Below are 10,688 nucleotides of genomic sequence, written 5' to 3' on the forward strand. Positions count from 1 at the left end.
CCCAGGACCGGGGCGCGCCGGACGTGCCCGCGCCGCGCGGCGCCGCCCCGGCGCCCGCGACGGAGTACGGACCGAGCGGACTGCCCAAGCGGCGCCGCGGCCAGACCCTGGCCGGCGCGCCCATCCCGCAGGCCCCGCAGGCCACCGGACGCACCCGCGGCCGCTCCCACGAGGAGTCCGCCGCGCGCCTGCGCTCCTTCCGCCGGGCCGTGCAGGGCGAGGCCCCGCCTGCCCGGCCCACCACCTCCGAAAATGCCCCGAAGGACGATCCCCGATGAATACCACCGACAACCGCCTGGACTGGCTGCTGGAGAACCTCCTGCAGAAGACGCCGGGCGCCCGGCACGCGCTGGTGCTGTCCCGCGACGGCCTCAAGCTCTGCCACTCCCGGGACCTGAGCGTCGACCAGGCCGACCAGCTGGCCGCGATCGCCTCCGGCATCCAGTCGTTGTCGCACGGCGCGTCCGTGGAGTTCGGTGACGGCAGCGGCGGCGTGCGGCAGGCCATGACCGAGTTCCACGGCGGCATCCTCTTCATCGTCGAGGCGGGGCACGGCGCCCACCTGGCCGTGGTCGCCGTCGAGGACGCCGACGTCGGCGTGATCGGCTTCAACATGAACGAACTGGTCGAGCAGATCGGCGAGTACCTCAGTGCCGCGCCCCGCGAGGACGGTGGCGCCGGCCTGCCGGGCCGGCCGGCGTGAGCCCGCTCGGCCCGGACGACGACCCGGACCGCCTCTACACCGTCACCGGCGGCCGCAGCCGGGCCGCCGGGAGCCGCTTCGACCTGGTCACGCTGATCGTGGCCGAGTGCGAGCCGGCACCCGGGATGCAGTCCGAGCACGTCCGCATCCTGGAGCTGGCCCAACGGCCGACGGCCGTCGTCGAGCTGTCGGCGGCGCTGCGGCTGCCGGTCAGCGTCGTACGGATCCTGCTGACCGACCTGCTCGACACGGGCCGGATCACCGCCCGCCACCCGCGCACGGCCGCCCGGGCCGAGCTGCCCGAACCCGACCTGCTGAAGGAGGTGCTCGATGCACTCCAACGTCTCTGACGGCGCGGCCGGCGCCGTCTTGGAGGAGGACGTACGGGCCCCGCTGCACCAGTCCGCCGACAACGGCCTGAAGATCGTGATCGTCGGCGGCTTCGGCGTCGGCAAGACCACCATGGTCCGCTCGGTCAGCGAGATCCGCCCCCTCAACACCGAGGAGACGATGACCCAGGCGGGCGTCGGCGTGGACGACCCGGCCGGCGTCGAGGCCAAGTCGACGACCACCGTCGCCTTCGACTTCGGCCGCATCACGATCAACGACCGCAACGTCCTGTACCTCTTCGGCGCCCCCGGCCAGGAGCGCTTCTGGTTCCTGTGGGACCGGCTCTTCGCGGGGACGCTGGGCGCCGTGGTGCTGGTCGACACCCGGCGGCTGCACGACTCCTGGTACGCGATCGACCGCCTGGAGGCCCACGGGATGCCGTTCGTCGTCGCGCACAACGACTTCGGCGGCGAGCAGCACACCCTGGAGCAGATCCGGGACGCGCTGGATCTCTCCCCCACTGTGCCGCTGATCTCCTGCGACGCCCGCGACAGGGAGTCCAGCAAGCAGGTGCTGATCTCCCTCGTCCGCCATCTGTACGCGCTCGCCGCCCAGGAACCGACCGCATGACCCGAGTTCAGGAGGGTGCACCGTGACCGAAGCGCCGCAGACCGCCGGCTGCCCCGTGTCCGCCGGGGCCGTACCGCTGTACGGCGAGGGGCTGAGCGGCGATCCGGCCCGGCTGTACCGGGAGATGCGCAGTCGGCACGGCGCGGTCGTACCGATCCTGCTGGACGGCGGCTTCCCGGCCTGGTTCGTGATCGGCTACCGCGAGCTGCACCAGGTCACCTCCGATCCCGAGCTGTTCGCCCGCGACTCGCGCCGCTGGAACGCCTGGGACCAGGTGCCGGTCGACTGGCCGCTGCTGCCGTTCGTCGGGCACCAGCCGTCGGTGATGTTCGCCGAGGGGCCCGAGCACCAGCGGCGGGCCGGGGCGATCAGTGACGCGCTACTGGCCATCGACCAGTTCGAGCTGCGGCAGATCTGCGAGCGGGTCGCGGACGGGCTGGTCGACGCCTTCGCCGGGCGCGGCGAAGCGGACCTGATGGCCGAGTACGCGCTGCGGCTGCCGCTGCTGGTCGTCGCCGAGCTGTACGGCGCGCCGAAGAGCGAAGTACCGGACCTGGTACGGGACATCGCCGAGTCGCTGGATGTGGGCGACGGCGCGATCGACGCGCACCAGCGGGTCGCGGACCGGATGGCGCGGCTGGTCCGCGTGAAGCGCGGGCGGCCCGGACCCGACGTCCCCTCGCGGCTGCTGGCCCACGCGGCGGGGCTGACCTCCGAGGAGGTGGTCATCGATCTGCTGGTGGTGATGGCCGCGGCGCAGCAGCCGACCGCCAACTGGATCGGCAACACGCTGCGGCTGATGCTGACCGACGACCGGTTCGCGGTCAGCCTGACCGGCGGGCGGCGCAGCGTGGGCCAGGCGCTGAACGAGGTGCTGTGGGAGGACACCCCCACGCAGAACTTCATCGGGCGCTGGGCGGCCCGCGACACCCAGCTCGGCGGCCACCGCATCAAGGCCGGTGACCTGCTCGTACTGGGGCTCGCCGCGGCCAACAACGACCCGCTCGTGCGGCCGGACTTCGCCTCGGCGCACACCGACGGCAACCAGGCGCACATGGCGTTCAGCCACGGCGAGCACTCCTGCCCGTACCCGGCGCCGCAGCTGGCGGAGGTGATCGCGCGGGCGGCGGTGGAGGTACTGCTGGACCGGCTGCCCGACGTGGTGCTCGCGGTGCCCGACAAGGACCTGGTCTGGCATCCGTCGCTGTGGATGCGCGGGCTGACGGGCCTGCCGGTGACGTTCACGCCGACGTACACGCCGGGGCCGGCCTGACCGGCCCGGGATCCGCTGCCCGGGGCGCGGGCCGTACGGGTGCGCCCCGTACGGCCCTTCTGCCCGCCCGCCTCAGCCCACCGGCGTGAAGCGGACCGGCAGCGCGTCCAGGCCGCGGGTGAAGACGCCCTGCTCGCGTGGGGTGAAGCCGTCCTCCAGCGCCATGTCCGGCAGCGCGTCCAGCAGCTGACCGACGCCGGCCTCGACCTCGGCCTTGGCCAGCAGCGCGCCGACGCAGAAGTGCCGGCCGAGCGCGAAGGCCAAGTGGTCGGCGGCGGCGGAGAAGGCCGTCGTCGACCTGAGGTCGTCGCGGAAGATGTTGAAGCTGTCCGGGTCGGCGTACCGCCGCTCGTCCCGGCCCGCCGCGCCGATCAGGCAGGTCACGGTGGCCCCGGCCGGCACCTTGCCGCCGCCGATCACGACGTCCTCCGCCGGCTGCCGCATGATCATGTGCACCGGGGGCGTGTACCGCAGCGTCTCCGCGAAGGCCCGCTCGATCAGCGACCGGTCCTCCCGCACGGCGGCCAGCTGCTCGGGGTGACGCAGCAGGTTGTGCATGACGCTGGAGATCGCCTTGTCGGTGGTCTCCCCGCCCGCGGCCAGCAGCAGGCTGCAGAACGCCTTGATGTCCTCGTCGCTCATCGCCGTACCGTCGATCTCCGCGGTGCACAGCGTGGAGAGCAGATCGTCGCCGGGGTTCGCGCGCCGCTCCCGGATGATCGGCAGCATGTACGCGGCGAACTCCTGCTGCGTCCGCAATCCGGCCGCGGCCACGTCCGGGTCCTGGCTCAGGTTGCCGAGGAAGTCGATGATCGCGGTGTACCAGCCGTGGAAGCGGTCGTGGTCGGCGCGGTCCAGGCCGAGCATGTCGACGATGACATTGACCGGGAAGCGGGTCGCGAACTGCGCGACGAGGTCGGCCCGGCCCGTGTCGCGGAAGCCGTCGATGAGCTCGCGCGCGTTGCGCTCGATGACGGGCTGGAAGGTCTCCTGGAGGGGGGCGCCGCGGAAGGCGGGCGCGACCAGCGCGCGGCGTACGGAGTGCTCGCGGCCGCTCATCTGCAGGATGGTCCGGCCGTGCACCGGCTCCAGCTGCCAGTCGTAGTTCTCGGTGGTGAACGCCGGATCCTTGAAGGCCCGTTCGACGTCCTCGTACCGGGAGACGATGTAGCTCTGGGTGGGCTCGTGGTGGAGCAGCGGGAAGTCGTCGCGCATGACGCGGTACGCGGCGTACGGATCCGCCGCGAACTCCGGCGACAGTATTTCCGGCGCTTCTCGGTTCGCTGCTCGGTTCGGCGCTTCTCGGTTCGCGGCCAAGAACGCTCCCTGGGAGTGTGTGGGTGGGGTGCTGCGGTCCCCACCAAGATCGTTCCTGCCCGGCGCCCTTTCAAGACCGCCTCCGGACTCCGTTCGCACACACCGCGCTGACCTGCGTCGTTGCGCGGCGGCCGGGGGAATGACAACGGGTACCGATGCAGCCTTTGGATCTTTTGCCGAAGTGCGGTTTCCTTCGTTCGAGCGCATTTGCGGCAGTCATGCCGCCCGAACCAGGAGGGAGTGGGCCATGACGGGGCACGCCCACGCGCACGGTGATCACTCGGGCCACTCGCACGCCGTATCGGCGGACGCGGACCGCCGCTGGCTGCGGGCCGCGCTGATCCTGATCACCGCGTTCATGGCCATCGAAGTCGTGATCGGCTTCCTCGCCCGGTCGCTGGCGCTGATCTCCGACGCCGCCCACATGCTCACCGACGCCGTCTCGATCGTGCTCGCGCTGATCGCCATGCGGCTGGCGGCCCGCCCGGCGCGCGGTGGCTACACGTACGGCCTCAAGCGCGCCGAGATCCTCTCCGCGCAGGCCAACGGCGTCACGCTGCTGGTGCTGTCGGTCTGGCTGGCGTACGAGGCGATCCACCGTCTCATCGAGCCGCCCGAGGTCACCGGCGGCCTGGTCCTGGTCACCGCGCTCGCCGGCGTCGCGGTCAACCTCGTCGCGACCTGGTTCATCTCCAAGGCCAACCGCTCCAGCCTGAACGTCGAGGGCGCCTACCAGCACCTCCTCACCGACCTCTTCGGCTTCATCGCCACCGCGGTGGCCGGCGCGGTCGTGCTGACCACCGGCTTCGCCCGGGCGGACGCCATCGCGTCGCTGCTCGTGGTCGCGCTGATGCTCAAGGCCGGTATCGGCCTGGTCCGTGACTCGGGCCGGATCTTCATGGAGGCCGCGCCCGCCGGGGTGGACCCGGACGAGCTGGGCGACCGGCTGGTCGCCGCCGACCAGGTCGTGGAGGTCCACGACCTGCACGTCTGGGAGATCACCTCCGGCGACCCCGCGCTCTCCGCCCACGTCCTGGTGGCGCCGGGCGGCGACTGCCACAAGGTCCGCCGGACGCTGCAGGAGCTGCTCGCCGCGGAGTACGGCATCACGCACGCCACGCTCCAGGTCGACCACCTGGGCGAACAGGACGGCGGCGGGGACCTGCTGCGCATCGGGGACGGCCAGTACAGCGACACCGCGGACCGGCCCTCCGGCGCCCACTGCGCGGACACGCACGGACCGGTACACCGGCCGGGGCCGCACGACCACTGAACGGCCGTCCGAAACAGCGCGTCGGCGGGCGGCGCGACGGCAGACTTTTCCGTGCCTGTGATGAGGTGGTGGTGTCGGGTTACTCGGGACAGGTGCCGATTGTCCGGTACGAGTGTGAACTGCTCGGTACGGGGCGGATTACTCGGGACGGGTGCGGATTACTCGGGACAGGTTCCGGTTTCACGTGAAACGGAGGAGACATGGCAGCGAGCGCGCCGGCCCGCACCGGTGCCCCGCCCGCACGCCGCGTACCGGTCCGCCACCGACTGCGCGCCACCCTGGCCACCGTGCTGCTGGTCCTCGGCTGTCTCCTTGCCCCGCCGGCCCTCACCGCGGGCTGGGCACGCGCCGAACTGACCGACACGGCCCGCTACACCGCCACCACCGCGCCGCTCTCCCGCGACCCCGCCGTCCAGCGGAACATGGTCACCGCGATCACCGACGGCGTGATGCGCCGGGTGGACCTGTCGACGCTGGTGGACGCCGTGCCGCCGGCCGAACGGCCCGCGGTGCGCGAGCGGTTCACCCGCGGCATACGGGAGTTCGTGGCCACCCAGATCCGCGGTGTGGTCACCTCGCGTTCCTTTCCCGCCCTGTGGAGCCGCGTCAACGGCACCACCCATGCCTCCCTCGTCAGCGCGCTCGCCGCACCCGGCGGCCGGTCCGTGGTGCTCGACCTGGAGCCCGTCGTCGACCGGGCCCGGGACCGCCTCGTCCACACCGTGCCGGCCGGTGCCCGCCTGATCCAGCGGGTCCATGTCTCCGGCACCACGCTCGTGCTGCTGCGGTCCGACCAGGTCGCCGAGGCCCACGGCACGTACACGGCGGTACGGACGCTCGGCAGGCTGCTGCCCGTCGCGGCGGTGCTGAGCCTGGCGGCCGGACTGCTGCTGGCACCGCGCCGCCGGCAGGCGCTGATCGGTACCGGCCTGGGCTGCGCGGCGGGCGGCGCGCTCCTTCTCGCCGCGTTCGCCGCCGCCCGCGGGTACGCCCTGGACGCGCTGCCACCGGGGGTGTCCGACGCGGCGGGCTCGGCGGTGTACGACACGCTCACCGCGAGCGCCCGGCTCGGCGGCTGGGCGCTGCTCGCCACGGGGCTCACCGCGGGGTTCGCCGCCGTCCTGCCGGGAGTACTGGCGAGGCGCGTGCGGGCCCGCCGGGCCGTCAGAGGCCGATGACGGTCTTGCCCTGCGCCCGGCCCGTGCGGCTGCGGGCGAGGACCGCCGGGGCGTCCTCCAGCTGCACCTCACTGGTGATCAGGACGGTGAGCCGGCCCGCGTCGAGCTGGTCGGCGAGGATGGACAGCAGCTGCGGCGAGGGACGGTTCTCGAAGTTGAAGCCGCGCAGGTTGTGCTCGATGAGCATGTCCGTGTCGGCCGCGCCGACGGTGGACACGACCGTGCCGCCGTCCCGTACGACCTGCGTCATGTCCGCGAACGCCGCCTCCCCGCTGACCAGGTCGATCAGGATGTCCACGCCGTCCGGGTGGGCCGCCAGCACCTGCTGGGCCACCGGCCCCTCGGTGTAATCCACCGTGACCGCCGCGCCGAACTGCCCCATCAGCTCCGCGCTGCCCGCCCGGGCCGTGGCGATCACCTCGGCGCCGCGCTGCGCAGCGAGCTGCGTGACGAACGTGCCGACGCCGCCGGTCGCACCCACGACCAGCACCCGCTTGCCCTCCGCGACCCGGGTCTCCTCGACGAGGTTGTACGCGGCCGTGCCGGCCGTCGGCACCGCCGCCGAGGTCGCGTACGTGACGTTGCGCGGCGCGGGGGCGACCGCGTCCTCGGCGGCGACGGCGTAGTCCGCGTACGAACCGCCGCCCCTGCCGACCAGCTGGAACTGCCCGAAGACCTGGTCGCCAACCGTGCAGCGGCGCACGTCGGGGCCGACCGCGACCACCTCGCCCGCCCCGTCGGTCCCCAGGACCAGTGGAAAGGAGTGCGGCACGGCGTCCTTCAGCATGCCGTCGGCGATCTTCCAGTCGGTCGGGTTCAGCCCGGCGACCGCCATCGCGACCAGCACCTCGCCGGGTCCCGGCTCGGGCTGTGGCAGGTCCATCAGCTCGGGCTCGGCCCCGAAGGCACTGACTGCTACGGCTCTCATCGTGGCGTTCCTTCCACCTCTCCGTACCCCGGCCCCTGTCCGGCCCCTGCCGCTCCAAGGATCGTAAGCACGCCGGTGCCGCCCGGCGCGGCAGGCGAAGGGCCGTGCCCCGGAAGCAACTCGTACGGCCGTCCCCGGCACCGTCCCCAGGGCCGTCCCCGGCGCGGCGGCACGGGGTTTGGCGCACGGCCGGCGCGGTTACCCCTCCCCCTCATGAAGGGCGACAAGAAGGACGGGCGCCCCCGGAGCGGGCGCGCGAAGGACGAGGAGACCGTACGGGCGGGCCGGCGCACCGTCGCGATCAGCCGCCCGGACAAGGTGCTCTTTCCCGACGACGGCATCACGAAGCTGGAGGTCGCCGAGCACTACGGGGCCGCCGCACCACGCGCGCTGCCGCATCTGCGCGGCCGCCCCCTGATGATGGAGCGCCACCCCGACGGCATCGGCGGCCGCCCGCTGATGCAGAAGAACGCGCCGGACTACTTCCCCGACTGGGTGCGCACCTCCGTCCAGGAGAAGGCCGGCGGCAAGGTCACGCACGTCGTCTGCGACGACGCCGCCACGCTCGTGTACCTCGCCGGGCAGGCATCCCTCACCCAGCACCGCTGGCTGTCCCGGGAGGACACCCCCAACGACCCCGACCTCCTGATCGTCGACCTGGACCCGTCGGAGGGCGCGGACTTCGAGGACGTGCGCTGGGCGGCGGGCCGGGTCTGCGCGCTGTGGGACGAACTCCGGCTGCCGGCCCGGCTGATGACCACCGGCTCGCGCGGCCTGCACGTCATCGCGCCGCTGGACGCCAAGTCGGACTACGACGCGGTACGGGACTTCGCGCACCGCGCCGCCGATCTGCTCGCCGACCGCCATCCCGACCGGCTCACCACTGAGCAGCGCAAGGCCGACCGCCCTACGAAGGCCGGCCGCGGCCGTATCTACCTCGACGTGCAGCGCAACGCCTACGCGCAGACCGCCGTCGCGCCCTACAGCGTCCGCGCCAAGCCGGGCGCGCCGGTGGCCATGCCGATCACCCGCGAGGAACTGGACGACCCGGAGCTGCACGCCCAGCGCTGGACGCTGCGGACCGCGCCCGAGCGGCTGGATGCGGCCGACCCGTGGTCCGGTGACGGCTGGCGCGGCCGGTCGGTGAGCGCGGCGGCGAAGCGGCTGCCGGAGGAGTGAGACACCGCGCACGCGGACGGAGCGGGCCGCCTGTCCCCCACGGCAGGCGCTCCGCTCCGTACCGGCGGATCGGTCGGCTCACACGCCGATGTCGTCACCGTCCGTGCGCCACACGCTCACCACGGACGGCCGGACCAGCGCGCCCGGTCCGTCCGGCCAGTGCGAAGCGGGCTTCTCCACGCTCGCGCCGTCCACCTCACCCGGGTGCTGCACCGCGACCAGCACCCGCCGCTCCTGCACGACCGGCCCGCAGGTCTCGGCACCGGTCGGCACGGTGAGGAACTGCCGCACCTGACCGCGCCGGGGGCCGGTGGTGGCCACACCGAAGAGGCCGTCATGGCTGCCCAGCGCGTTGCCGTCGGTGGAGATCCACAGGTTGCCGTGCACATCGAAGGTGATGTTGTCCGGGCAGGAGATCGGGCTGACCTGGTCCTTGGGGAAGCCGCCGAAGTACGTCGACGGGTCCTCCGGGTCACCGCAGACGAGGAAGAGGTTCCACGTGAAACGTCCGGCCGCCGCGTCGCCGCGGTGCTCGGTCAGCTCCAGTATCTGGCCGTGCTTGTTTGCGTTGCGCGGGTTGGCCTCGTCGGCGGGCGCCTTGCCGTCCTTCCCCCGGTCGCTGTTGTTGGTCAGCGCGACATAGACCTTGCCGGTGCGGGGGCTGGGCTCGACGTCCTCGGGGCGGTCCATCTTCGTGGCACCCACCTTGTCGGCAGCCATCCGCGTGAAGACGTACACCTCCTCCGCGGTCATCCCGGGCACGTGCGAGGTGCTGCCGGTCGCCAGCGGGATCCACTCGCCGCGACCGTCGAACTCGCCGTCCTCCGGCAGCTTCCCCGACCCGTCGATCTGGTCCGCCGGGCTGTCGCCGGTGAACTTCGCGACGTACAGCGTGCCCTCGTCCAGCAGCGTGCGGTTGTGCTCGCGCGCCGCGGCGCTCGTGCCGCGCTTCATCCGCTTGGCGGAGACGAACTTGTAGAAGTAGTCGAACTTTTCGTCGTCACCCATGTAGAGCACGGGCCGGCCGTCGGGCGTCAGCCGCGGCTCGGCGGCCTCGTGCTTGAAGCGGCCGAGCGCGGTGAGCTTGCGCGGGGTGGAGTCGGGGTCGAACGGGTCGATCTCCACCACCCAGCCGAAGCGGTTGGTCTCGTTCGGCTCCTTCGCGACGTCGAAGCGCCGGTCGAACCGCTCCCACTTGCGCTCGCTGGCGCCGCCCTTGAAGCCGTACCGCTTCAGCCGCGCTGCGGTCTGCGGGTCGCCGGCCTGGTCGCCATGGGCGAAGTACTGGTTGAAGTTCTCCTCGCCGGACAGCACGGTGCCCCACGGGGTGATGCCGCCGCCGCAGTTGTTGAGCGTGCCGAGGATGCGGGTGCCCTCGGGGTCGGCGGAGGTCTTCAGCAGGTCGCTGCCGGCCGCCGGGCCGGTCACCTCGAACGGCGTGGTGCCGGTGATCCGGCGGTTGAGGTGGTGGCGGGGCACCGCGGTGAGCCGGCCGCTGCGCCGCTCCTCCTGCGCCACGAGCACCGTCAGGCCGTGCGCCTGCAGCCCGATCTCCGCCTGCTCCCGGGTCGGGTTGTCCGCGTCGTACCCGGCGAACATCAGGGCCTCGTCGGTGTACTCGTGATTGATCACGAAGACCTGCCGGTCCCGCTCGCCCGGGAGGTCCAGCACGGCCATGTAGTCGCAGTTGTAGCCGAACTGGCCGGCCTGCGCCTTCGCGGACTGCCGGTCGGCGTCGAACGCCGGGGCGCCGCGCAGCACCGGGTCGCCCCAGCGGATGACGATGTTGTGCTCATGGCCCGCGGGGACGGTCACCGCGTCGGCGGTGTTGGGCGCGACGGCCGGGAAGCGCAGGCCGCGGGCGGGGCGGGCGTGCC

General features: G+C 72.7%; 10 protein-coding genes and 1 pseudogene. 8 read left to right on the forward strand and 3 right to left on the reverse strand.

The window, feature by feature from the left end:
- The 5 genes and pseudogenes from CCS38_RS33680 to CCS38_RS33700 all read left to right on the forward strand — a co-directional run.
- Positions 1 to 278: pseudogene (locus CCS38_RS33680) on the forward strand (ATP-binding protein); the annotation flags it as partial.
- Complete coding sequence (locus CCS38_RS33685) at positions 275 to 703, forward strand: roadblock/LC7 domain-containing protein (RefSeq protein ID WP_223737248.1); 429 nt, start codon at positions 275 to 277, stop codon at positions 701 to 703. The pseudogene CCS38_RS33680 and the gene CCS38_RS33685, both read left to right, overlap by 4 nt.
- On the forward strand, positions 700 to 1,053 hold the full coding sequence (locus tag CCS38_RS33690; protein WP_223737251.1) for a DUF742 domain-containing protein: 354 nt from the start codon (positions 700 to 702) through the stop codon (positions 1,051 to 1,053). Before CCS38_RS33685 ends, CCS38_RS33690 begins: the two co-directional genes overlap by 4 nt.
- Entirely contained in the window at positions 1,034 to 1,663 is a 630-nt protein-coding gene (locus CCS38_RS33695) for a GTP-binding protein (protein WP_223737253.1), read from the forward strand. Before CCS38_RS33690 ends, CCS38_RS33695 begins: the two co-directional genes overlap by 20 nt.
- Positions 1,664 to 1,685: 22 nt before the next feature.
- Positions 1,686 to 2,936 carry a cytochrome P450 gene (locus CCS38_RS33700; RefSeq protein ID WP_372457192.1) on the forward strand — a complete coding sequence of 417 codons (1,251 nt, stop codon included), beginning with the start codon at positions 1,686 to 1,688 and terminating at the stop codon, positions 2,934 to 2,936.
- Between the two features lie 72 nt (positions 2,937 to 3,008).
- Here the strand turns inward: CCS38_RS33700 and CCS38_RS33705 are convergent, their stop codons facing one another.
- Positions 3,009 to 4,151: a cytochrome P450 gene (locus CCS38_RS33705; RefSeq protein WP_223737266.1), complete on the reverse strand. Its 1,143-nt coding sequence runs from the start codon at positions 4,149 to 4,151 to the stop codon at positions 3,009 to 3,011.
- Positions 4,152 to 4,500: 349 nt separating this feature from the next.
- On the opposite strand from CCS38_RS33705, the gene CCS38_RS33710 reads away from it, so the two are divergent.
- Positions 4,501 to 5,526, forward strand: a complete 1,026-nt coding sequence (locus CCS38_RS33710; protein ID WP_223737254.1) for a cation diffusion facilitator family transporter — start codon at positions 4,501 to 4,503, stop codon at positions 5,524 to 5,526.
- Between the two features lie 200 nt (positions 5,527 to 5,726).
- The gene (locus tag CCS38_RS33715) at positions 5,727 to 6,704 is read left to right on the forward strand and encodes a hypothetical protein (protein ID WP_223737256.1); all 978 of its coding nucleotides are present in this window, start codon (positions 5,727 to 5,729) and stop codon (positions 6,702 to 6,704) included.
- Here CCS38_RS33715 and CCS38_RS33720 read toward each other — a convergent pair.
- A complete protein-coding gene (locus tag CCS38_RS33720) occupies positions 6,691 to 7,632 on the reverse strand; it encodes an NADP-dependent oxidoreductase (protein WP_223737261.1) in 942 nt (313 codons plus the stop codon). The genes CCS38_RS33715 and CCS38_RS33720 overlap by 14 nt on opposite strands.
- A 213-nt stretch (positions 7,633 to 7,845) precedes the next feature.
- Between CCS38_RS33720 and ligD the strand changes: the two genes are divergently transcribed.
- On the forward strand, positions 7,846 to 8,811 hold the full coding sequence (gene ligD / locus CCS38_RS33725) for a non-homologous end-joining DNA ligase (protein ID WP_223737262.1): 966 nt from the start codon (positions 7,846 to 7,848) through the stop codon (positions 8,809 to 8,811).
- 78 nt (positions 8,812 to 8,889) lie between these two features.
- Here ligD and CCS38_RS33730 read toward each other — a convergent pair.
- Positions 8,890 to 10,688 (reverse strand): PhoX family protein (locus tag CCS38_RS33730; protein WP_223737263.1); only part of this gene is annotated, 1,799 nt, incomplete at its 5' end.

The sequence above is a fragment of the Streptomyces purpurogeneiscleroticus genome (assembly GCF_020024005.1).
In the GTDB taxonomy this organism is placed as follows: Bacteria; Actinomycetota; Actinomycetes; order Streptomycetales; family Streptomycetaceae; genus Streptomyces; species Streptomyces purpurogeneiscleroticus.